The following is a 24613-nucleotide window of genomic DNA, read 5'->3' on the forward strand; positions in this document are numbered from 1 at the left end:
AAAATCTATATGGATCAACCAAAACACCGACCCTATATCGGCCCGGAGATCAAGCTTCCGGAAGTCACGGTAAAGGCCTTTTTTCTGGGGGCGCTGCTCTCCGTCATCCTTTCCGCGGCAAATGCTTATCTCGGGCTTTTTGCCGGTATGACCGTGTCGGCCAGTATACCTGCGGCCGTGCTCTCGATGGCCATCCTTCGCATTTTCAAGAACCACAACATCCTCGAAAATAATATCGTACAGACCGCAGCCTCCGCCGGTGAATCACTGGCGGCCGGGGTGATCTTTACCTTTCCGGCCCTGGTATTGATGGGCTACTGGACGGAGTTTAACTATCTGGAAACGGTGCTCATCGCGCTCTGCGGCGGGGTACTCGGCGTGCTGTTTACCATTCCCCTGCGCTCGGCCCTAATCGTAAAACAAAATCTACAGTTCCCGGAAGGGGTCGCCACTTCGGAAGTACTGAAAACCGGAGAGAAAGGAGGCGGTGCCGTTAAATACCTGCTCTGGGGCGGTATTGCCGGCGCTTTGGCTAAGTTTATGGAAGCGGGTTTCAAACTCTGGCATGGCGTGTTTGAATCCGCCACGCTGGCCGGAAATCGGTTATATGCCTACTTCGGTATGAACCTCTCCCCCGCCCTCATCGCGGTGGGTTATATCGTCGGCATCCGGATCGCTTCGCTCGTATTCATCGGCGGGGTGATCAGTTGGTGGCTGGCCATTCCGCTTTATGTCGCTTTTGTCGGCGCTCCGGAAGGAGATGCCGTCGGCATCGGAGGGGCGATCTGGTCCGGCCAGATCCGCTATCTCGGAGTAGGCGCCATGGTGGTTGGCGGGCTCTGGGCCCTGATCAATTTGCGGGGCGCGATCAGCATGGCCGTAAAAAGCGGAATGGACGCCCTAAAGAAAGGAGGAGCCGGAGTCAACCAACTGCGTACGGAAATGGATGCGCCCATGTCGTGGGTGATCATTGCCATCGGTGCGATGATCGTTCCAGTATTTATCATTTACATCCGGGAGATCGAACAGGTGGGCATTACGGCGCTGATGTCCATTCTGATGGTGATCGCCGGTTTTCTCTTTTCAGCGGTTGCCGGCTATATGGCCGGATTGGTGGGCAGTTCCAACAACCCAATTTCCGGGGTGACGATCGCAACGATCCTGACTTCGGCACTTATCCTGCTGGCCCTGCTGGGCAGTGGGGCGGAAAAGGGACCGGCCGCAGCTATTCTGATCGGCGCGGTAGTCTGTTGTGCGGCCGCCATTGCCGGGGACAATATGCAGGACCTGAAAGCCGGTCATATACTGGGGGCTACACCGCAAAGTCAACAGATCATGCAGATGGTCGGGGTGACGGCGGCGGCGTTGGTATTACCGCTGGTGCTGCAGTTACTCAATACCGCTTACGGATTTGGACCGGCTACCGAGGCCCAGCCGGATGCCCTGGCCGCTCCGCAGGCCACCTTGATGGAAAGTGTGGCGCGCGGCGTATTTTCCGGTGACCTGCCCTGGACGATGGTCTACATTGGCGCTGCGCTCGGCGTGGTGATCATTTTACTGGATAAATTTCAGGAATCCCGGGGTAGTGATTTTCGCATCCCGGTGCTGGCCGTAGCCGTGGGCCTCTACCTGCCGTTCGAACTGGATAGTGCGATCATGCTGGGTGGGATCATTGCCTGGGCGGTAGGCCGGTACAAGCGGCAACAACCGAACTGGAGTGAAGAAACCGAAAACGAAAGCGGCCCCGGTCTGCTGTTTGCCTCCGGTCTAATTACCGGCGAAGCATTGATCGGCATCTTTCTGGCCATTCCGGTCGCCATTTACGGCAGCGGAGATATTATGGCCCTGCTGGAAAGTCCTCTACCGAGTGTGATCGGTCTGGCCGTGGTGCTCGGCATCTGTGCCTGGTTGTACAGTATCGGGAAAAAAGAACTGGAATAGATATAATTGATGCGAAGTGGTTTGGGATTTAGTGAGGAACATTAATAGTTAAAAATCGAAAACCAGAAATGACTGAATTTCACCGCGAAGGCGGAAAGGCGCTAAGCTTTTTAGTGGATTTGCCGACGGCAAATCCACTAACCTTTACGTTATTAACCGTTAATGTCGCAAAAGATCGAAAATTTGCATCAGCAAATTTTCTCGAAAGAAGTCATTGTAAAATTTCGCGGCTTCGCGGCCTTTGCGGTGAAGACAAGCTTTATTAATTTTTAATGTTCGGCACTAAATCCCAAACCGCTTCGGTAAGTATAGGCTGTACTTGAATTGGTTTGGATTTCCCAAACCAATTTTACGTCAGTATAGACCAGAAAAAAGAAAAGCTGACCGGTTGCACGGTCAGCTTCAATTTGCAAGTAGATTATGATTTGCTATTTTCTCAGGCTGGGTTGCCGCCGGATAATCTTTTGAAAAGGGAGTTGATAAAAAGTGATTATCTGACAGCTACCAAAATGAAATAAACATTCTTGAGAAATCTGAATAACCGGATTTACCGGTCTTTAACGAACTTTTTCTTTTCAAGTTGGACGTCTTACTGGATCAAAAATAGGGCATAAGTATTCATCTATTGCTTATTTTATCACTCATTTTTTATACGGTTGATTCTAGGCAGGGATGGTAGGTAAAACGTAGAAAACGGTTAAGCCCAATTGATCATAGGATCATTTGTTAATACGAGGGGTGGGTTTTTCTGGAGAACGGTACCTTTTCTTTATATTATGCAGCATCCTCCAATTATGCTTTGCTAACCCGATCCCGCCTCCGGTAAACGTACCCGATAGATCTTCGGACACCGCTACGTAATCTTGGAAAGACTACCTTCTACTGCCCGCTAAAAAGGGTTTGAATGGGATGATCGTCCGCTTGTTTCCGGTCAATACCTTTTGACCTTTCCCACCTTTATATTTTGTAATGAGGGTACAGCCCCGGGGGCCAGGATGATGATTGGCCGGCCACTTACCTACCATTAATTAAATCATTGTATTACTTTTGCCGGAAAAATAGCACGCATGTTAACCGCAATTTCACCGATAGACGGACGGTACGCTTCCAAGACGGCCGCTTTGAGCAATTATTTTTCCGAATACGCATTGATCAAATACCGGATAAAGGTCGAATTGCTGTACTTCCAGGCGCTGGTGGATCTGCCGTTGCCCCAACTCGAGGAGGTACCCGCCGAAAAAGTAGGACAGCTGCTGGCCTGGGCCGAGGAACTCGGTCCGGAAGAATTGTCGGAAGTGAAGGAGATCGAAAAGACCACCAATCACGATGTGAAGGCGGTGGAATACTTCATCAAGCGAGAATTTGATCGTCTGGCCCTGGCTACTTTTAAAGAATTCGTTCACTTCGGCCTTACCTCCCAGGATATCAATAACACGGCCACGCCCTGGCTGCTGAAAGATGCCATCAACGAAGTGTACGTACCGCTGCTGGAGGAAGTCAATACCGATCTCGGTCAGCTGGTGCAGCAGTGGCAGGACGTATCCATGCTGGCCCGCACCCACGGGCAGCCCGCCTCTCCTACCCGACTCGGCAAGGAGTTTGCGGTATTTCTGGAAAGGATACTCGTTCAGCTCGGACAGTTGCAGGAACTGGAACACCGGGCCAAATTCGGCGGAGCTACCGGTAATCTCAATGCCCATTTTGTGGCCTATCCCGATCAGGACTGGCACGCCTTTGCCGACCGCTTTGTTAATGACTATCTCGGGCTCAAACGGTCTTTCCCGACCACCCAGATCGAACATTACGACCAGATGGCGGCGCTTTTCCACAACCTGCAGCGTATCAATACCATTCTGATCGACCTGTGCCGGGATATCTGGACCTATATCTCCATGGATTATTTCAAGCAAAAAACTGTAGCCGGTGAGATCGGTTCTTCGGCCATGCCACATAAAGTAAACCCTATCGATTTCGAAAATGCCGAGGGTAATCTTGGGATCGCCAACGCGCTATTTGGTTTCCTGGCCGATAAGCTTCCGGTATCCCGCCTCCAGCGCGACCTCACGGACAGCACCGTACTCCGCAACATCGGGGTGCCGGTGGGCCATACCGTCATTGCCCTGCAATCCATTCGGAAAGGACTGGGTAAACTCCTGCTGAATGCGGCGAAGATCGAAGCCGATCTGGAAAACAACTGGATGGTGGTCGCCGAGGCGATCCAGACCATTCTCCGCCGGGAAGGGTACGACCAGCCCTACGAAGCCCTGAAAGCGCTGACGCGTGGAAAAGCTTCGGTAACCAAAGCGGACATCCATAATTTTATCGATGAGTTATCCGTTCAACAATCGATCAAAGAGGAAATGAAACGCATCACTCCCCACAATTTCGTGGGTCGATGATCCGGACGCTTCCGGCGGATAAAGGTTAACGCAACCCTAAGCCGCTAAAGACAATGCGAAAAAAATCGTCTTCCGGGACGATTCTTGGTCACAATAGCTATCTTTGAGCCGCAAAAAAGAAAAAATGAGTAAACATAAACCGCCAAAGAAGAAAGTAGTCGTTACTACTTCCAAGGAAAAAACGAAAGTAAGGCCTACCGTTTCCCGCAGCAAAGCAAGCAATCAGACAACGCCTTCAACCCTGCTGTTCAACAAGCAGCACTTTATGTTGATGGGTCTGGGAGCCGTTCTGGTCGCTCTGGGCCTGCTGCTGATGAGCGGTGGTGCAATGGACAACCCCAACGAGTGGGATCCGAATGTGATCTATAGTTTCCGCCGGACCGTATTGGCTCCCATCGTTATCCTGGCCGGTCTGGGAGTGGAGATCTACGCCATTTTCAAGTAATCCGGTATAAGGGCATCTGACGGGACAAAAGCGAACGAACAGGCTGATGGACAGAGAGTTGGTCAGCCTCCTACCCCACCCACTTCGCGCTTTTCTCCCGGCATTATGGTCCTTTTGCTCATCCGTTAAATTGTTATACCTGATATGGAGTCAACCCTGCGCTCTATTGTTCTGGGCATCATCCAGGGACTAACCGAATTTCTTCCCGTTAGCAGTAGTGGACATCTGGAAATAGCCAAATACATCCTGGGCGATACGAGCCTGGCCGAACAAAGTATGCTGATGACCGTGAGCCTGCACGCCGCCACGGCACTCAGTACGATCATTGTTTTCCGCAAGGACATTGCCCGGATCATTCTCGGCCTTTTCCAAAAAGAATGGAACGAAGAGAAGATCTTTTCCCTGAAGATCATCCTCTCCATGATCCCGGCCGCGCTGGTGGGTGTACTATTGGAAAGCGAGATAGAAATGCTTTTTGACCGTCGCATCCTCCTGGTGAGCGCAATGCTGGTCATCACCGGTCTCTTGCTGCTGCTCGCGGATCGGGCAAAGGTGACCGATAAGAAGGTCAGTTACCGCGATGCGCTCATTATCGGTATTTCCCAGGCTATCGCCATCCTGCCCGGTATCTCCCGCTCCGGGGCCACGATCTCCACTTCCGTATTACTGGGGATCGACCGGGAAAAGGCCGCCCGTTTTTCTTTTCTCATGGTGGTGCCCCTCATTCTGGGGAAAATGGCCAAGGATATTATGGACGGCAGCCTGAGTGAAAGTTCCGTTCAGGCCCTGCCACTGATTGTAGGTTTTATTGCCGCTTTCCTCACCGGTATGCTGGCCTGTATCTGGATGATCCGGCTGGTCAAAGACAGTAAGCTCCGCTATTTTTCAGTATATTGTTGGATAGTGGCCGCAGTGGCTGCCGCCTATTTCATCAGTAATCAGTAATTCTCTTTCGATCTTATGAGCAGTGAAGAACAGCAGATCTCCGGCTACGATTTTCTGGCCGGAGCCACCCTCCTGGTTGATAAACCCAAGGACTGGACCTCCTTTGACGTCGTCAACAAGATCCGTTATACCCTGCGCAAACGGCTGGAAGTAAAAAAGATCAAAGTGGGTCATGCCGGTACCCTGGACCCCATGGCGACCGGTCTGCTCATCATCTGCACGGGCAAAGCGACCAAGACCCTGCATGACCTGCAGGGACTGTCCAAAGAGTATACCGGCACCATATTTTTCGGTGGCTCCACACCTTCCTTCGACGCGGAGACCGACATCGACGAACGATTTCCCATCGACCACATTACGCCGGAATTACTGGAATCGGCGCGGCAGCAGTTTCTGGGAGATATCGAGCAGGTACCGCCCATTTTTTCCGCCATCAAGGTAGACGGACAGCCGCTCTACAAGCGCGCCCGCCGGGGTGAGACCGTGGAGATCAAAGCCCGCGATGTGCATATCTACGATCTGGAATTCACCCGGGTCGAACTTCCCGAAGTGGATTTTCGGGTGCACTGCAGCAAAGGCACCTACATTCGTTCGCTCGCCCATGATCTGGGCAAAGCCGCAAACAGCGGGGCTCACCTGATCGCATTGCGGCGTACCCGCATCGGGGATTACCCCATCGAACGGGCCTGGGATCTCGAAGATCTCATCGAAAAGTTGCAGGAGTAACGTACAGACTATCAGTTCTTAAAGTGGTGGAAATTCCATTGGCGAGGTGGGAGAAAAAAAAGTGCCCTGATTCCGAAACGGAACAGGGCCCCTAAAAACGCGCTCTCTCTGATGTAAAGATTAGAATTTCTTGATGGTTTACTGGAGTCTGTTTTAATTCTAAATTATCAAGAAATACTAAATTTAACGAGTGCAATTTAAGATAAAATCCACATAAACGTCAAGAATTTGCTTACTTTTTTTGAAAAAGGAGGTTTTTTCAGTGTAATTATGACACTATGATGAAATTACACTTTTTTCAACAGAATACTGCTCACCTGGTTCCCATTTTCTGAAAATACCCGCAACTGCAGCAAACCCTCTTCGGTCATCACCGCTTCCAGGTGGGTGGTCATCTCGGGTTCCTTCTCGCCGAATATCGTAATCAGATAGCGATCTTTCTCCTGGCCCCACTCGTATTTGACCTCTCCCCAGCTTTCCACATTTTCTGTCAGTTCGTTGCCACCAACGCGTAGCCGGTAGTAGCCTTCGGGAGAAAATTCGATAAAAATGGAGGACTCTTCGTAGCTTACCCCCTGCCAGGTACCCGAAAAAGGTGGTAAAGGCATTTCTGCTGCCATCTGGAAACCGGATAAACCGACACCGGCAAGGAAGAGTATGCTTAAACCAAATATGTTCCTCATAAATATGTTTAAAATTTCCTTGCCAAAACGCACGCAGGCTTCTTATTATTGCACAAAACCACTAAAGCGCCGAATAAATGGATCGTCTGGAAAAATTACTGCATTTCCTCGGGGAAAACCCGGGAGATAACTTCATTCTCTTCGCCATCGCCAAGGAATACGAAAAGATGGGCGACGATGACCGGGCCCTCACCTATTTCGAAAAACTCCGGGAGGAAAACGCAGCCTACGTAGGCCTTTACTACCACCTCGGCAAATTATGGGAACGCAAGGCCGAGCCCGCCAAAGCCTTCCGGATCTACACCCAGGGTATGGATATCGCCCGCCGGGCCGGCGATCAGCACGCCCTTTCCGAACTGGCGGGTGCGCGACTGATCCTGGGGGATGAGGATGATTTCGAGCAAGGCTGATTTCCGAACGGCAGATCGCGACAGCCGGCGGACGGGATCGATCTTTTATAATCCCAAATATTGTTTATTTTTGCCCCGCTACAGCAATTCTAATCTACTACTCTCATAGCTCATCCGGCAGGTGTTATCTCCGGATCTTAGCACTGTGATCAAGGCTACACCTTAATCTGGTATACGGAAGCCTGCTGGTGGAAAACCAACTGGCATTTTCGGTATCACCCAAACCCGTGGGCGGTTCCCGGCGGGGATTCAATATGAAAATGCAAAATCAAGGACAGCAAACACAACTCCTTATGGTACGTAGTAGAGTTATTTCAATGATTATCGGTGTGATCTTTTTGGTTTTCGGTACGCCGGCGTGGCTCGGTGCCCAGGCGGGCTGCGACGTAACCGTGGATGCCGGAGCGGATCAGACTTTCTGCGAGGGCGGCCAGACCGTCAACCTCAATGCGCTGGTCACCGGCGATTTTCTGGACCTCAGCTGGGCGCCGGTCAGTGGAATTGTCAATCCCAACCTGGCCGTTACCCAGGCTACCGTTGATACGACCATTACCTACACCATCACCGTACGCAGTCGCTCCAGCGTCGATCTGATCACCAACGGAGATTTCTCGCAGGGCGATACGGGCTTTACGAGTGATTATGTCTACGGTACCGGCGGATCTTCCGGCCTGCTGACGGCCGAAGGGCAGTACGCCATTGATGATAATGCCGGCGACGTTCACAACCGCTTTGCCGCTTGTACCGACCATACTACCGGAAACGGCCAGATGATGATCGTCAATGCCTCCGGTATGGAAGATAACTTCTGGTGCCAGACCGTAACGGTCAATCAGGGAACCAGCTACGACTTTTCCGCCTGGGTGACTTCCGTGAACGATCAGAACCCTGCCCGTTTGCAGTTTTCCATTGGCGGTGAATTGCTGGGTAGCCAGTTTAACGCCTCCACCAATCTCTGTACCTGGGACGAATTTTCGGCCCAGTGGACCGCTCCAACCAGTAGCGACGTGGAGATCTGTGTGGTGAACGTAAATTTGACGCCCGCCGGGAATGACTTTGCGATCGACGATATCGCCTTTCGGGAATTGTGTGAAACCACCGATACCATCACCTTTACCGTGCTCGACCTCAATACCACCTGGAACAATCCGGGTCCGCTTTGTCAGAATGACGAGATCATCCTGCTCGATGAACTGCTCAGTCCGGAGACCACTCCGGGTGGGACCTGGACGCTGGACGGGCAGACGGTAGCTTCACTGGATCCTTCCAAAACGGATGCCGGCCAGTATACCCTGCGCTATTCCATTACCGAAGGTAGTTGCCAGGAGAGCGACGAACAGATGGTGGAAGTGCTGGACGCCCCTTACGCCGGCGCACCGGGACCCAGCCTGCGCTTTTGCGAAGGGTCCGATGTAGTGCTTATCCTCCAGGATGAACTGCAGGGAGAAGATGCGGGAGGGATCTGGACGGAAACCTCTCTGGGAGGTGGTTCTGCCAACTCGTTCGATCCCAATACCTCCGAACTGCGCGTTTCATCCCTAACCGCCGGTAACTACTCCTTTAACTACGCCGTCGGTAGCAACAGTGCCTGCGGGGTCAGTGAGAATGAAGTCCGGGTGGTCATCGATCCGCCTCCAGCCGTAGATCTGGGAGACGATCGTTCCTTCAAATGTGATGAAACCGAACTGGTCCTGGGAGCGGGTATCACCCCCAATCCGAACTATTCCTACAGCTGGACGGACCAGAGTGGCGCTACACTGGGCACCGATCCGCAGCTTACGGTAAATACGGCGGGTACCTACCGCCTGGTCGTCTCCGATAATACCGCCAGTTGCCAGGGAGAAGATGAAGTTATGATCAGCGATGTGATCAATAACACCATCAATGCCACCATCTCCGCTTTGGACGCCAGTTGTTTCGATACGAATGACGGCAGCATCATCATTGAAGGCACCGACGGTGGAACCGCGCCCTACTTGTACGCGCTCAATGATAACCCCTTCTCCAGCAATCCGCAATTCGGTAATCTGGCCCCCGGCAACTACCGCGTAACCATCATGGATGCCGCCGGCTGTAACGAGGAGTTCGACGTGGTGATCGACGCTCCCGGTCAGTTACAGGTGATGATCATCACGGATGACCCGACCGTCAATCTCGGCGACAGCATCCAGCTCGAAGCAGTGATCAACAATCCGGTGGCCGAGATCAAATGGACTCCCGAACCGAACTGTACAGATTGTACCCTCGTGACCGTCCGGCCGACCCGTTCCACCACCTACTTCGTGGAGGTAACGGACGTGAACGGCTGCAAGGCCACCGATCGCCTGACACTACAGGTAAAACAGAATATCGACCTTTACGTCCCCAATGCGTTCTCTCCGAATGAAGATGGTGTAAACGATCGTTTCTTCATCAATGCCGGCGAGGGTATCCGCATTCGCCAGATGCAGGTGGTCGACCGCTGGGGAACTGTCGTTTTCCAGAAAAAGGACTTTTCGCCCAACGATCCGGGAGCCGGCTGGGACGGTTATTATCGCGGCACGCGCATCCCCAGCAGTGTGGTGGTCTATTCCCTGGAACTGGAACTGCCCAACGGAGAAGAATACATCCAAAGCGGCGAAATTGCCGTGATCTACTAGCCTTTAGATTTATTGAAAATACAGTGAACTGCTGGTGGAAAATGTACCTTTCCACCGGCAGTTCGCATTTCCGCCCGACCAGTATAAATACTTCCTTTGCACAAAAATCCGGCGCACCTTAATTACAGGAAAAAAAAAATATGTATTTTGGCCGATATATTTACGACTTGAAAAAATTTCTGACCGGCCTAAGCTAATTAAGAGCCCATCCAAAAACCTCCCCCACGGTCTTCAGATGGTCATTTCAGGCAACTCACTTTGTAATTTCCCCATTCCGTAGCGTACCTACGAAACTCGAAAATAACCTGGTGAGCGCCCTAAATTGACTGTTTTCGACTGCAAAAACGGTTTCTGTATAGGCTTCTAACATTCCCTTTTATTCCTCCGTACTAAAGCGAAACTTCTAAACCAGTCCTCATTCACCCAATATCAAATAAACACATGAGCACGGTTTAGAGCTATTTTTTAGAACAAACACTGTAATAACAACAAATCATGGTCTTGCTGAAGCACCTTCTACGGAGGAGCAGTTCCGTATTGGTGGGTTTCGTTTTAATAGTCTATTCCTCCAGCCTATTATCCGCCCAGAGTAACTGCCCCGATATTCAGATTATCTTCGATGTCCCGCCGGTAGTCTGTTTTGATTCCAACAACAGTCTGATCGATCTCGAAGTAGAGGTAGTCGGTGGCGATGGCACCGGTACCGGACAATGGAGTGGTCAAAACATCACCAATACTTCCGCCGGTTTCTTCCGAACCACCTTTGCCATTCCCGGACAACAAAAAGTCTATTTTACCTATACCGAGGGGAGTTGTACCTATAAGGATTCTACCACCTTCCTGTATTCCAAACTGGCCCCACCGAACTTTCTGGCCAGTTCCGAACAGGCCGGCCACCTGTGTCAGGATAGTTTTTCCATTTTGCGGGTACTCAGCAATTACGACAAGACCAACACCAATCTGGTCTGGGACCTGGCCGGCGGCACCGCCGTGGAAAAAGGCGGACCGGATTCCCTGCATGTCAATTGGACCTCCCCCGGCAGCAAACTCATCCAGTTGCAGTTCGAGCAGTACGGTTGCCTTTCCCAGCCCATTATCCAACAGGTAGTGCTGGATCCGGTGATCGACACGCCGGTCGTTGCCTGTGACAATACGCTGGAAAGTGTCGTCTACGAATGGGAAGATCCACCGAACTCCAGTGCAACGGTAGTTTTCGTGATCAGCGGCCCGAATGGAGTAGCCGATACCATCGAGGATAAATACACCATTGATGATCTGATGCCGGGGCAGTTCGTACAGGTAAGGCTGGTCACAACCAGTGAAAATACCTGCGACGGTAATTATATCGAACCCATTTGTTCTTCCATTACCTGTGACGGAGATCTGATCGATATCGAACCCATCGAAAAGGTCTGTGTCAGCGGCGGCCTGACGGATACCGTAGATGTGAACTATATCCTGTACGATACGCTCACCCCCAGCACCCTGACCTGGTCGGGAGCCGGCGTATTTGATCCCACCCAACCCCGGATCGTCGTGGACCCGACGATGGCCGGACAAACCAATTGGGTGTACGTAGAGTTCCAATCGGCTACCTGTACCGTCCGGGACAGCGTTTCCTTTGAACTGATCCCTCCACCCATTGCGGATTTTACGATCCCGGCAACCACCTGCGAAATGGAGGCCATCACCGCTAATTTCACCTTCGGTCCGCTGGGACCGGATTCCGATACCACCCTGATCTGGGATTTTGGTGACGCTACCGTCACCGGCGATCCGGCTACCGGAACGGCCGACCTCAGCTGGAGTACCAGTGGTACCAAAACGGTCAGCCTGATGATGCAGGTCGGAGCCTGCGTCTCGGAACCCGTTTTTCGCTTCGTCAATGTGCAGTCCGCTCCCGAGGCAGCAATGATCGATTGTGATGCCGGTCCGACCAGCGTCCGCTTTAGCTGGCAGGATATTTCCGGGGCGACTTTTGATGTCCGGGTGATCGAAGGCCCGAACGGAACGCGCATCAGTACTACTTCCTACGAGGTCAGCGGGCTTTCGCCCAACGAAAACGTCACCATAGAAGTAACGACCAATGGCGCCGGGCTGTGTAACACCACCACCGTCACGGCCTCCTGTGTGCCCATTACCTGTCCGGAAGTTACCATTTCTATTGATCCCATCTCGCCGGTTTGCGCCGGAGCCAATCCTTCCCCCGTATCCCTTACTGCGAATATTTCCGGAGGGGACGGTAGTGGGAGTTTGAGCTGGAGTGGTCCGGGAGTATCCGGATCAGTATGGACACCCGATGCCTCGATGGCCGGTCAGACCGTCGCGCTCTACGCCCGCTTTCAGGAAGGCAATTGTAGCTACGAGGATAGTATACAGGTAGAGGCTCTGGAAGTGCCGGTTGCTGATTTTGATCTGGATGCGACCACCTGCATTACCGAACCGACCACCATCACGGCCAACGGGTCTTTCCCGGCCGGTGCCACATTCGACTGGAAGATCAATGGCGTTTCCGATGCCAGTCTGGTCGGTCCCGGCCCGCACGATCTAAACTGGACCACACCGGGCAATCAACAGATCGGACTGATCATCACCAACGGGCAGTGCCGGTCCGCTCAGGTTACCCGTACCATTCAGGTGCAATCTGCCCTCCCGGAACCCGTCATCAGTTGTGAAGCCGGCATCGACCAGATCCTCTTCACCTGGGATCCCGTACCCGGCGCCCTGGAATATATCGTAGAAGTGCTGGAAGGAGATGCCGGTAACCGGACCTCCGACACCAGTATCGTTTTCACCGGCCTGGCTCCGGGACAAACGGTTGAGATCGCAGTCATTCTGGAGAACAGTGGTGCCTGCGTTGACAGCCGCTCGGAAATGAGCTGTATGGCCCTAGGTTGTCACGATGTGACGGTAAATATCGACCGGGATCTGTTGCCCGGAAGTGTCTTTTGTATCGGCGAACAGGATACCAGTTTCCTGCTCGATGCAAACGTCGTATCGGGAATCGGAACGGGTACCCTCGTATTCAGTGGTGATGGTGTTTCCGACACCGATCGCCGATGGACGGTGGGCCCCGCTATGGCCGGACAGACTTACACCATCACCGCTACCTATACAGAAGAAGGCTGTACATTTAGTGATGCAGTGGACGTGACCGTTCAATCGCAGCCGACCGCAGATTTCACGGTGACATCTGTAGTTTGCCCGGGGGAAATGGCCACCGTCACCTACACGGGCCGGGCCACCGCCAATGCCAATTTCGTATGGTCCTTGTCCAATCTCACCGGCCCCGGCCCGCACGAAGTGACCTTCGATCAGGCCGGCATACAAAATATTAGTCTGACCGTAACGGAATCCGGCTGCGGATCCGATTTCTTCGAGCAAAGTCTGGAAGTACTTGCGCCGCTTTCCGTTCCCGTGATTACCTGTGAGAACGGACTGGATGAAGTGCGTTTTTCCTGGGCAGCCGGAGATGCAACGCGCCAGGAAGTTCTCTACACCGGACCGGGCACCGGTACCCGCACCAGCGATACCAGTTTTGTCATCACAGGGCTGGATCCCGAAACGGCGGTTTCCATCGAAGTCCAGTCCATGGACGATGTTTTTCCCTGCCGGAACAGTTCCGCCAGTGCGAGCTGCAGCAGTGGTTCCTGTGATAATCTGAGTGTGAACTGGACGGCACCCGCAGCGGTCTGCAGCGGGACACCCCTGGAGATCAGTTTTACCACGCAGGGCGCCGGAAGCGGCGGTTTCGATGTGGAGATCATGCAGGACGGGCAGACGACTTCTTACAGCGGGATCACTAATGGAAGTACCCTGAGTTTTGACCTTAGCGGGAATAGTACTTTTTCCGTAACCAGCGCCGGTTTGCCGGGCAATGCTACTTGCGCGGTGAATCTGCCGGACCCGCTTTCGGTCACCCTCGATAGCCCGGCAACAAGTGAACCGCAAAGCATATTCCCCGACTTTTGCGAGGGGACGGATACCTTGATCCAACTGAGCAGCCTCTTCACCGGCAGTCAGGCCGGCGGACAGTGGACTTTCCAGTCCGGGCCCGAAAATCCCGGTAGCGGATTTGACATTTCAAATGGCGCACTCCTCGGAGGAGAATTAGCTGCCGGCCTTTACCGGTTCCAGTATACTACGGCTAGTGCCAACTCCTGTCCGGACGGAACGGTAGATCTGGAAGTAAATGTTCTGGATAGTCCGGTAGCCAATGCCGGGCCGGATCTCAGTCTGGATTGTCAGTTCAACATTGCCAGTCTGGGCAGCAACCTGACCACTCCCGGTATGAATTACCAGTGGTCCGGACCGAGCGGGAATGCCCTTACCGATCCCAACGAAGCGATTACCGATGTGAGTAGTGCCGGAAGTTACACGCTGCTGGTCACCAATCCGGCGACCGGTTGTAGCGCTACGGATGAAGTTAGCGTTTCTGCTTCCCCGGGAATGATCTCGCCCTACGCGACGATCGTTCCCGTATCCTGCTACGGTTCTCAGGACGGGATGATCATTGTGGATAGTATCCTGGGCGGGCAGGCCCCCTATTCATTTATGCTGAACGGAACCGATCAGGGAACCCGGTCGGCCTTCGGCAACCTGACGGCGGGCAGCTACGACCTGCAGGTGAGTAGCAGTGACGGCTGTAATGCGACCTTATTGCTCGATATAGCAACGCCGGTAGAACTGGCCGTGAAACTCACCACTGATCTGGGAGCGGATCAGGCTTCCGTGACACTGGGAGACAGTGTGAATCTGACCGCACTGATCAATATTCCCATGGAACAGATCGCCACCATCAACTGGTTGCCGAATCCGGGTAGCGGGCCGGGAGGTTCCCTGAGCCAGATGATCTATCCGCTGATCACTTCTTCCTACGGGGTGGAGATCACGGATGTGAACGGTTGTAAGGTCAGCGACCGGCTGCTGATCGTCGTGAATAAGTATACCAACACCTTCGCTCCGACCGCATTCTCACCGAATGAAGACGGGAACAACGATATTTTCTACCTGCAGTCAGACCATACCGTACAGCAGGTGATCCAGTTCCAGGTCTACAACCGTTGGGGGAAACAGGTATTTGCCAATCAGAATTTTGCGCCTAATGATCCCGGAGCGGGTTGGGACGGCAATACCCGCAGTCTGGCCCAGCCGACCGGCGTGTACATCTACTGGGCCGAGCTGGAACTCGCCAGTGGGGAACGCGTGCAGATCAGTGGGGATGTTGCGTTGCTGAGATAGATTTGAAGGGGTTATACCGATTTTTTGGTCTTATTCTAAATGATTTAAATTTCGAAACTTGAATTGAAGAGAGTAGATGGTAAAGCGTAGAGATACTGCAACCGTTAAAATGAGTGATTTTGCTCCATTTTAACGATAGGTAATCCCTCTACGCTATACCCTCCTCTACCTAAGTCACATCGCCACATAGATTAAATAATCGAATGGATCTCAAGGCATTGCGGGTTACGGGTTGGCTAACCTGTAACCCGCAATTTGCCAACAATACTCACCGTAGTTACCATTGATAATCAGTTACCTACAGTCGTTATCCGAAATTGGGGGTTATCCTCTGTACTAAATGAGCAAGATAAAGTAACCAGAAAATTACGCGGACCTAGAAATTGCTTTCTCCCCTTCTCCCAATCTCCCACTCCGCCCTATTGAAATAAACCCGGTAACGTGCAAAGTGAGAATATCTATGCTTGAACTGGTTTAAACTTATTGTCTGCCGATGAGGCCAAAGTATTGGATTTACTGGCGAAGCGCTTTTTGAGTTTCGTACTGCCCATACGGGCCCGTACCGGGGGAAAGTACGGAACGAGAAAAAGCTGAAGTCCAGGAGATTCAAGACTTTAGGCCACAGTCCAGATGAATAAGTTTAAAACAGTTCCTTCTTTTACTCCTTCATCCGGATCTCCTCCACCCGGATCTTTGGCACCTCAAAGTCCTCCTCCGGGATATCGGTTGGTCCCGGTTTGTAAACCATACCTTTTTCATCGAGAACAGTGGCGTCGATCACTACCTGCAGTTTGTCCCGGCAGTACTGGTCGGGCAGGGTTGTTTCCGGCAGGTATTTACCGGCATGGGGTCCATCGGGTACGACCAGTAGATACTGAAAACGGCCCCGACTGATCACGTGCGTCTCGACTGTGGCCGCCTGGGCTTTCATTTCCGTAGTTCTTGCTTTACTTTTCACCATGGTATTTTGCTGCGCGTTGCACGCCAGAACAAGACACAAGCAAAGCGGTATCATCAATTTCATATTCAATGCTTTTGGTTTTGGGAGCGAAAGTTTCGAAAGTACGTCTATTTTTGTAGCAAAGCTAGATCAATGTCTTTACCCAGAATATTTTTATTTCTGATCACGGCGGCGCTGTTCCAGGCCTGCGGTGCTTCGGAAAATGCCACGGAAACGCCTGCCAACCTCAACCCACGCAACCAGCTCGTGGAAGGGCGTTACAATGTGGCCTTTCTCATTATGGACGGCGTTTACAACACCGAACTGACCGCTCCTTTTGATATCTATCAACACACTATTTTTCGGGACAGCATCCGGGCGATGAATACCTTTCTGGTAGCGAACACTCTCGATCCGATCACGACTTTTGAGGGTATCCGATTATTACCGGATTACAACTATCTGCAGGACAGTCTGCCCCGGATCGATATCCTGGTCGTTCCCAGCGCCGAGCACCATCTGGATACCGACCTGGAAGACGAAGCGATGCTGGATTTTGTCAGGAAGGCCGACTCGGAGGCCCTGTACGTTACCTCCCATTGCGACGGCGCCTTTGTACTGGCCCAGGCCGGTTTACTGGAGGAGTCCGTCTCCACTACTTTTCCTTCCGATATTGATCAAATGCGGGAGATGTTTCCGTTACTTGACGTTAGAAAGGACGTCTTATTTGTGCACGATGGGAAATACATCACTTCGGCCGGGGGCGCGAAATCGTTTGAGGCTTCGCTTTACCTTTGCGAATTGCTGTACGGTGCCGCCGTCGCCCGTCGACTGGCCGGAGGGCTGGTGATCGACTGGGATCTGGAGCAGGTACCGCATCTGGTGGTGGGAAAGGAATTGACCGGGAAAGCAGATCATTGAGAAGAAAAGAAAAAGCCGGTTTCCCGTAAATGAAATATTATTTTATTTTTGAGCAAAAAGAGGAGTAGAAATTCCAGATTTCTCTTAAAATAAATGTGATTAATGGGCTTATTTGAAATTTAGTTCACATTTATTTTGCATTGTTCGTTAATATTATGTTAAGGTTTGAAAAAAAATGGAAATAAGCTTGGTCGTTTGCTCATCTTGATTTTATCTTTACCAACGATAAGTGAACACGTATATTTCATTTCTAACTAAAATTGTTGTCTATAGAAAGTAACTTCTACACTAAATAATTCTTACACAGATCCCATTAACGAATTATAATTATTTAGTTATGCAAGTTACTATGCTTAATGACCAGCAGCTTATCGCTCGCTATTTGAAAGGTGATGAACGTTCATTCGAAGAATTGCTCGGACGTCACAGACAAAAAATCTACACTTCGATCTATCTCTTTGTCAAAGATCAATCTTTAGCCGAAGACATTTTCCAGGAAGTTTTTATCAAGATTATCGATACCTTACGCAAAGGTAAATACAACCACGAGGGTAAATTCCTGCAGTGGGCCATGCGTATTGCTTACAATATGTGTGTGGATTATTTCCGCCGCAACAAGCGTCGCCCCCAGGTGTCGCCAACTGAGACTTTTGATATCTTCGACGTGCTGCCTATGACGGATGATAATGCCGAGCAGTCTATTATCCGCAGCCAGACACACGAAAAAGTACGCCAACTGGTGGATATGCTGCCTCCTGAGCAAAGAGAGGTAGTGATCCTGCGCCACTACGCGGACATGAGTTTCAAAGAGATCGCCAAATTGACCAGAGTAAGCATCAACACGGCTTTGGGCCGGATGCGTTACGCTCTGATCAATATCCGGAAAATGATCGAAGAAAAGGAGGTGATCCTTCAGTAAGTAAGTCTTTTCTCATCTATACACCAACTGCGGCCTTGGAGTTTTACTTCAAGGCCGTTTTTTGTTATGCATCGCCAGAAGATCGGGTTAGCACTACACTTCTACCCCATTCGAAAATAGCTCGCCGGAAGTTCCGTTTCGCCCAAACAATTCTCCGGGCAATCCTGTTTTCACTGCATGGAAAATTTAAAGAACAAAGTAGCCCTCATTACCGGAGGGAGTAAAGGGATCGGATTAGGAATAGCCGAAGCCATGATGGCCGAAGGAATGCGGGTAGCCATCACCAGTCGCAGCCAGAATGCCGCTAATGAAGCCGTCGATGAACTGTTTAAGATCGGGAGCGGAGAAGCATTGGGTATTTCCGCCGACGTGCGGGATTACGAAGCCCAGATGCAGGCCGTGAAGATCGTGCTCGATAAATGGGGCCAGCTGGACGTGCTCATCGCCAATGCGGGCGTGGGCCATTTCGCCTCGATCGAAGAGCTCACCCCCGAACAGTGGGATGCCACCATCGATACTAATTTGACCGGCGTTTTTTACAGTATCAAAGCCGCCGTGGATGCCCTGAAGGCTTCCGAAGGGTACATCATTACCGTTGCCAGTCTGGCCGGCACGAATTTCTTCGCCAAAGGGTCCGCCTACAACGCCAGTAAATTTGGCCTCGTCGGCTTTACCCAGGCCGTCATGCTGGACCTGCGGGATTACGGCATCAAAACCACGACTATTATGCCGGGTTCGGTGGCGACCTATTTCAACGGTCATACGCCCAACGAAGCGGACGGTTGGAAGATCCAGCCCGAAGACCTCGGCCAGATCACCATCGATCTGTTGAAAATGCACCCGCGTACCCTACCGAGTAAGGTGGAGGTCAGACCTTCCCAACCCGGGAAAAAGTAATTTCGTCACTCCCGGTCACATTCTCGGACGTGGAGGCTGGACGGCCGCTTTCCAGGGCAATACGCCTTTAGCCTGTATTTTCCTGCGGTATAGAGTACCGTCGCTGATCAGGTACAACGTATCCAGATCGCGCCCGCCAAATTTCACGTCCGATTGAGTTTGTCCCACTTTGGAAAAGATAAAATTGATCCTGCCCAACTGATCAGCTACCTGGATTCCCAGATCCGAAGCGGTGTAGGTCCGGTTCTCCGCGTCCACCGTGATGGCCGTGGTGTTGGCTGTAGGCTGTCCGTACGGGATATGGTAGTGAATATAGGGCTGGCCGTAGGCCAGATGGCCCTCCGCCGTGACCTTAAAAGAGTATCCCCGCACCTGATCGGCCAGACTCACATCCAGAAAGGTCTGATCGGCCGAAAGGCTTAGGCCGACGGGACGACCGGGCAATTCCACATAGGTGAGTTGCCGGGTATCAAAACTGTAGTAAGCAATACGCGACTTTCCAGTATCGGTAAAATAAAGTCCCCAGCGGCTGAGCAACAGGTGACCGGCCTCCACATTCGATAAAATCAGTTCCGATTCGCTTCCGGAGGAAAACGCTTTGATCTGCCCGTGATCCAGATCAGTGATATACAGGCGTCCGTCTCCGGCAAAAGCCAATCCACCCGGAGTGAAACCCAGCTCGTATTCGAGTTTTGGCTTACCCAGATTATCCAGGCTATAGAGGGCCTTTTTTTCGGTATCCGTAAAGTACACACTGCCGGTACTGTCTACAGCCAGCCGGTCGGGTTGAAATTCCGGTCCCGTGATTTCCCGCCAGGGTTCATCGGGTAGCATGAGTGCAAGACCTTTGTATTGCTCCGGGTGGGTTGCTACCGGCTGCGGATAATCTTTCCACAACCACAGCAAGGCTTCGGGCAGGATCTTTTTTGCCCCGCGACTGTTGTGACCTTCCGTTCCCCAGATGTGTTCCACTTCGTACCCCGCCCAGGTGAGCGCGGATAACATATCCTGATTCGCCATCCACCAGTCTCCGGCGTAAATATTCAGATCCTGGTTGCCGTCTTCCAGAAAGACGCGCAGCGGTTTGGGCTCCGATTTCCGGACCAGCGTAGCAAATTCATCTCCTCCCCGGAGTCCGACGTAAGTACCGATCGTACTCAATACCCGGTGAAAAGCGTCCGGCCGCTCCCAGGCCGCGTTGAACGCACAAATAGCCCCGGAACTCGCCCCGGCGATGCAGCGATCGTTGGGGTCCCGGCTGAGATGGTAAGTGCGCTCTACTTCCGGGATCAGTTCCTCCAGCAGGAAACGCGCGTAGCGATCGCCCATTCCATCGTATTCAAAACTCCGGTTGAAGCGAGGGAAGCGCCCCTCCCCTTCCGCGGCTACCTTACCGTGATCAACGAAGATACCTAAAATGGGCGGCAGTTTTCCGGCGTGGGTCAGGGAATCGAGGGTTTCCGGAAGTCCCCAGCCCCGGGCCCGGCCCAGACCGTCCTGTACGATCATGGAGCAGGCCGGTTTATCCGGATCGTACTGGGCCGGCACGTAGATCCAGTAATCTCTTTCCGTACCGGGATAGATCCGGCTTTTCCAGGAAAAGGGACCTTCGATCCGGCCACTGGGATAATTTTCCGAATTGGAACTGGGCACCGATTCCTGTGCCGGTAACAGGCTGCTCACCAGGAAGCAAAGCGGGAGGATGAGCAGTCGGACACCTTGCTTCCGGCGGTATCCGAACCGGATTAACTTGTTTTGCGGGTTCATATGTTGGTTTTTTCGTTTTATAAGGATAGAAATCCCGAAGGCCGGCCGTATAGCTTTGGATGCAACTAAAAAAATCGTAATTTTAAAAAACTTTTTAGTTGATCACCTTTTAAAATCCACCTTATGAAAACCGCACTGATCCCCCTCTTGATTTTATTAGGTTCTTATACGACATTCGGCCAGGGATTCAGCAGTGGAAAAATAAACGCCAGCCAATGGGACACGGACGTTGTCATTACCCTAAAATCCGATAACGGGCCGGACGAGATCAGGATCGCTACCAAGGGAAAGAAAACGAGACGGTCTTACCAAAAGGTCAAGAACCTGAAGATAAACGAAAATTCCTACCAACTTATAGAATCCTGCGGCAGCATCAATATTTTGAACGAAAAGGGAGAAACGCTGCTCAAAACCAACCAGGACCGAAGCGAGATCTTCCTGATGAACCACGAGAAATTCACCCGCAAAAAGGCCAAAGGCAACAGCGGTGTCTTCGAATACGTGAACGGCAACCAGCAGGTAATCGTCAGCGGGCAGGTCAAAGGTGGAGTGATCCAGCTCAAAAACCATTCCGGAGAAGTCCGTGATGCCCTGATCGCGCTCTGCCTGGAAGAACTACTGCAGCACGCCTACGATCGCTACCTCAACGCCATTATGACGTCGAGTTTTCTGGCTCAGGTGTAAAGCAGGGTCTCCCCAGCAAATACGGCAAAAGGGCCGGCAGGTTTCTATCGTAAACCTGCCGGCCCTTCGTTTTGAAAAGGGCTTTTTCCGCTTTATGCTAAAATTATCTCCGACGCATCACCCGCATACCGCCGCTCATGCGCACGTGGGCTCCCCCCTGTTGCCGGATGGCGTAGGTAAAACTCAGCATAAAATACCGCCCCAGCGATCGGATACGCTGTTCCTGAAAGAAGCTTAAACTGGCGTAACGGTCGATGCCGAGATTCTTATTCAAGAGGTCAAATACGGAAAATTTCAGTTCCCCGCGGTCTCCCTTCAACAGAAAGCGCGACAGGCTCAGATTCCAGATCGGCACGCTTTGCGCATCCCGGTCGGACCAATAGTAGTTATTGAGATCAAAGGAAGTAGAAAAAGTAAAGCGGGCGGGCAGATCCGCATCCAGTCCGGCCTGGTAGTTAAGGTTGCTGTAGTTCTGGGTAACCTCCGACTGTCCGGTATACCGGATCCGATTATTATCCCAGGCCACTTCCAGGTAGGGCTCCAGTTTTTCGTTCCCGGTGAAACTCCAGCGGATCTGGGGCGACAGCAGTAAGCGATAAGTCTGATTGGGCGTTTCGTTGAGCAGGTTAATGCTCCGCCCCAGACGGGTTTCTCCTCTTAATTCAAAGCGACTTTTGATCGGCCGGATGCGAAAACCGTAGGACAGGTTCGCGTTAAACTCGTAGTCATTGTCCACATTCACCGGCTGTAAGGTGCGACGAAACTGCTCGTCGATCGTCTGCGCGGTACTGATGGCATTTTTCGCATAGCGGAAATTGACAAAAGCAAAGATATTACTCATACTCACCTGATTAAAAGACAGATAGGAGAGCGACAAATTGTGTTCGTAGGCGGCCTGCAGGTCGGGATTTCCGATGTACAGGTTCAGCGGATCGGTATTATCGAGTAGGGGTTGCAGTTGCTGGATATCCGGTTCGCGGATGGAAGTCCGGTAGTCAAAACGCAGGTTCTTACCACTGATGGGTTCAAAATTAAACTGCAGCACCGGCAACCAGTTACCGAACTTGCGGCGGATCTCGCCGTCCGGTAGCATCAGCCTACCCAGCAGACGGGATTCCTGCCGGTGGACGCCGGACATGAAGTTAAAACGACGGCGATTCAGGCGGAACTGGGCGCCCAGGCGATGGTAATCGTAGTCATTTTGGTAAGCATTACTCAGACCTTCGTTTCGCCGGCCGGTTCCGTCCTCCAGGTCCAGCACTTCCCGGTCCAGTCGATTGGTGAGGTGATTGTAGTAGTAGGAGAACTCCAGGTAGCGGCGTTTGCCAAGCGGTTCGATATGGGTAAGGTTCAGCCCGTAGCCCAGGTTTTCACTGTTCGTTGACTGTTCCTGCATAATGGAATCCAGCGAGATCTGATCACTGTGGTAATAGCGGTTCCAGGAGCGAATATCCGCCTGGCGCACATTATCGCCCAGGTTGAAATTCAGTCCGGCGGTGAGGCTTCGGCCCGGGGCCTTAAAGCGGTGGCGGAACAGGAATTCCGAGTCGACATTCCGTCTTTGCCCCTGCAATTGCTGGTAGCGTTCACTTTCGTTTTGCAGTGTATTGGCAGCATCCAGGGTCCGTCCGCTGCCCTCCACCAGGCGTTCGTTTTTGGTGCTGTTCAGGCGCAGGTCCCAGCGGATCTGGTTGAGTGTATCCAGTTCTCGTTCCAGTCCGATATTGAAGCGATGTCCCTGTCGCAGATTATTGTCAAAAGTCTCATCCTCCGACCGGAGGGTGCCCGTGGGCAGGTAGTTTTCCCGTAGGGTAGTGGTTTCCGTATCCCGGTCCAGGTGATCGAATACATAACTGCCGTTCAGTTCACTGCCGTTTTTCCAGTCGTGATTAAAATTGAGCCCGCCCGCCCAGGTAGTGGTAAAACCGGTGTTTGAACCGAAGTCGATGGGGAAATCCATTTCGTCCGAATTGAAGGTCAGTTGCATGGTACCACCCCCGCCGGACATCATCCGCCGCATGGCCCCGGAGAACTGCATATAATCGTTGATCGAAAAGCCCTGCCGGTTGATATTATTCCCCATGGCGATCAGCGACAGCTGCTGCTTGGGTGTAAAGCGGTTGAGACTGCCTTTCAGGTTGAAGCGATCTTCGGTGCCGTAGCCGGCTTCCGCCGAACCAAAGGCCCCTTTCTTGAAATCATTCTTCAGTTCCAGATTGACCGTCTTTTGCCGGGAACCATCATCGACCCCGGAAAATTCCGCCTGGTCGGATTTTTTGTCGTAGACCTGGACCTTATCCACCGCTTCGGCCGGCAGGTTCCGGGTAGCGGCTTTGGGATCACGCCCGAAAAACTCCTTTCCATCCACCATGACCTGTTCTACCCGTTCTCCCTGGGCCCGGATGTTCCCCTCGCGGTCGACTTCCATGCCGGGCAGCTTTTTGAGCAGGTCTTCCACCGGAGCGTTGGGTTGGGTCTTGAAAGCCCGGGCGTTGTATTCAATGGTATCCTTATTGATCCGAACGGGAATATGCTCTTCCTGGACGATCACTTCATCCAGTAGCGCACTCTGGGTACCCATTTTCAAATTTCCCAGATCCAGTTTTTCCCGGTCTACGGGGAAAGGCAATGGCACATCCAGCGTCTGGTAGCCCAGGTAGGTCAATCGCAACAGGTAAGCCTGATCGTTGAGCAGACCTTTGAGTTGAAAGCTGCCGTCGTCTTCGGTCCGGCCAAAACTGATCAGGGAAGAATCCTGCACACTCAGCAACATGACCGTCGCGGAGATCAACGGAGAGTCATCGGCCGCGTCCGTAACCCTGGCCTGCAGATCAAACTGCCGGGGCGACTGGGCAACTAATGCCGAACTGAATAAGGTGAGCAGTAGGAGTAAAAATATCGGGCGCATATCTTTTTGATCACAAATCTAGGGGCTCAGATCCAGTAAGCAGGTTAAGTGACCTTGATGTAAGGTTAATGAACGTTAATCGGCTTCCGGACCGAAACACTATGTTTGTGCCGAATTCAAAAACGGTACCGGGTTCTCGCTTGTTAAT

At 52.1% G+C, this 24613-nt stretch carries 17 protein-coding genes; 13 read left to right on the forward strand and 4 right to left on the reverse strand.

Going from position 1 to position 24613, the window contains the following annotated elements:
• The first annotated feature begins 9 nt into the window (after nucleotides 1-9).
• The 6 genes from CRP01_RS05190 to truB all read left to right on the forward strand — a co-directional run bounded on the left by CRP01_RS05190 (nucleotide 10) and on the right by truB (nucleotide 6456).
• Nucleotides 10-1941: an OPT family oligopeptide transporter gene (locus CRP01_RS05190; protein ID WP_099148949.1), complete on the forward strand. Its 1932-nt coding sequence runs from the start codon at nucleotides 10-12 to the stop codon at nucleotides 1939-1941.
• Between the two features lie 68 nt (nucleotides 1942-2009).
• Entirely contained in the window at nucleotides 2010-2207 is a 198-nt protein-coding gene (locus tag CRP01_RS41820; RefSeq protein WP_143473278.1) for a hypothetical protein, read from the forward strand.
• 801 nt (nucleotides 2208-3008) lie between these two features.
• Nucleotides 3009-4340 carry an adenylosuccinate lyase gene (gene purB / locus CRP01_RS05195; RefSeq protein WP_099148950.1) on the forward strand — a complete coding sequence of 444 codons (1332 nt, stop codon included), beginning with the start codon at nucleotides 3009-3011 and terminating at the stop codon, nucleotides 4338-4340.
• A gap of 124 nt (nucleotides 4341-4464) precedes the next feature.
• Nucleotides 4465-4785: a DUF3098 domain-containing protein gene (locus CRP01_RS05200; protein ID WP_099148951.1), complete on the forward strand. Its 321-nt coding sequence runs from the start codon at nucleotides 4465-4467 to the stop codon at nucleotides 4783-4785.
• 144 nt (nucleotides 4786-4929) lie between these two features.
• The gene (locus CRP01_RS05205; RefSeq protein WP_099148952.1) at nucleotides 4930-5730 is read left to right on the forward strand and encodes an undecaprenyl-diphosphate phosphatase; all 801 of its coding nucleotides are present in this window, start codon (nucleotides 4930-4932) and stop codon (nucleotides 5728-5730) included.
• 15 nt (nucleotides 5731-5745) lie between these two features.
• The gene (gene truB / locus CRP01_RS05210) at nucleotides 5746-6456 is read left to right on the forward strand and encodes a tRNA pseudouridine(55) synthase TruB (protein ID WP_099148953.1); all 711 of its coding nucleotides are present in this window, start codon (nucleotides 5746-5748) and stop codon (nucleotides 6454-6456) included.
• Between the two features lie 287 nt (nucleotides 6457-6743).
• On the opposite strand, the gene CRP01_RS05215 is transcribed toward truB, so the two are convergent.
• Nucleotides 6744-7139, reverse strand: coding sequence for a hypothetical protein (locus CRP01_RS05215; RefSeq protein WP_099148954.1), 396 nt, complete (start codon nucleotides 7137-7139; stop codon nucleotides 6744-6746).
• Between the two features lie 77 nt (nucleotides 7140-7216).
• Between CRP01_RS05215 and CRP01_RS05220 the strand changes: the two genes are divergently transcribed.
• From CRP01_RS05220 to CRP01_RS05230, 3 genes are all read left to right on the forward strand, one after another.
• Nucleotides 7217-7549: a tetratricopeptide repeat protein gene (locus CRP01_RS05220; RefSeq protein ID WP_099148955.1), complete on the forward strand. Its 333-nt coding sequence runs from the start codon at nucleotides 7217-7219 to the stop codon at nucleotides 7547-7549.
• Between the two features lie 293 nt (nucleotides 7550-7842).
• A complete protein-coding gene (locus tag CRP01_RS05225) occupies nucleotides 7843-10188 on the forward strand; it encodes a T9SS type B sorting domain-containing protein (RefSeq protein WP_170110233.1) in 2346 nt (781 codons plus the stop codon).
• A gap of 501 nt (nucleotides 10189-10689) precedes the next feature.
• Nucleotides 10690-15429: a T9SS type B sorting domain-containing protein gene (locus tag CRP01_RS05230; protein WP_170110234.1), complete on the forward strand. Its 4740-nt coding sequence runs from the start codon at nucleotides 10690-10692 to the stop codon at nucleotides 15427-15429.
• Nucleotides 15430-16087: 658 nt separating this feature from the next.
• Here CRP01_RS05230 and CRP01_RS05235 read toward each other — a convergent pair.
• Nucleotides 16088-16453, reverse strand: coding sequence for a hypothetical protein (locus CRP01_RS05235; protein WP_143473279.1), 366 nt, complete (start codon nucleotides 16451-16453; stop codon nucleotides 16088-16090).
• 69 nt (nucleotides 16454-16522) lie between these two features.
• Here CRP01_RS05235 and CRP01_RS05240 point away from each other — a divergent pair, with 69 nt between their 5' ends.
• The 3 genes from CRP01_RS05240 (at nucleotide 16523) to CRP01_RS05250 (ending at nucleotide 19106) form a co-directional block, all read left to right on the forward strand.
• The gene (locus CRP01_RS05240) at nucleotides 16523-17290 is read left to right on the forward strand and encodes a DJ-1/PfpI family protein (protein WP_099148959.1); all 768 of its coding nucleotides are present in this window, start codon (nucleotides 16523-16525) and stop codon (nucleotides 17288-17290) included.
• A gap of 337 nt (nucleotides 17291-17627) precedes the next feature.
• Nucleotides 17628-18209, forward strand: coding sequence for an RNA polymerase sigma factor (locus CRP01_RS05245; protein ID WP_099148960.1), 582 nt, complete (start codon nucleotides 17628-17630; stop codon nucleotides 18207-18209).
• A 177-nt stretch (nucleotides 18210-18386) separates the two neighbouring features.
• Entirely contained in the window at nucleotides 18387-19106 is a 720-nt protein-coding gene (locus CRP01_RS05250) for an SDR family oxidoreductase (RefSeq protein WP_099148961.1), read from the forward strand.
• 15 nt (nucleotides 19107-19121) lie between these two features.
• Here CRP01_RS05250 and CRP01_RS05255 read toward each other — a convergent pair whose 3' ends face one another.
• Nucleotides 19122-20873 carry an alpha/beta hydrolase-fold protein gene (locus CRP01_RS05255; RefSeq protein ID WP_099148962.1) on the reverse strand — a complete coding sequence of 584 codons (1752 nt, stop codon included), beginning with the start codon at nucleotides 20871-20873 and terminating at the stop codon, nucleotides 19122-19124.
• A 123-nt stretch (nucleotides 20874-20996) separates the two neighbouring features.
• Here CRP01_RS05255 and CRP01_RS05260 point away from each other — a divergent pair, with 123 nt between their 5' ends.
• Nucleotides 20997-21557 carry a hypothetical protein gene (locus CRP01_RS05260; RefSeq protein WP_099148963.1) on the forward strand — a complete coding sequence of 187 codons (561 nt, stop codon included), beginning with the start codon at nucleotides 20997-20999 and terminating at the stop codon, nucleotides 21555-21557.
• 103 nt (nucleotides 21558-21660) lie between these two features.
• On the opposite strand, the gene CRP01_RS05265 is transcribed toward CRP01_RS05260, so the two are convergent.
• Nucleotides 21661-24465 carry an outer membrane beta-barrel family protein gene (locus CRP01_RS05265; RefSeq protein WP_099148964.1) on the reverse strand — a complete coding sequence of 935 codons (2805 nt, stop codon included), beginning with the start codon at nucleotides 24463-24465 and terminating at the stop codon, nucleotides 21661-21663.
• Nucleotides 24466-24613 lie beyond the last annotated feature (148 nt).

Origin of the sequence: Flavilitoribacter nigricans DSM 23189 = NBRC 102662 (genome assembly GCF_002646595.1) — a bacterium.
GTDB classification, from domain to species: domain Bacteria; phylum Bacteroidota; class Bacteroidia; order Chitinophagales; family Saprospiraceae; genus Flavilitoribacter; species Flavilitoribacter nigricans.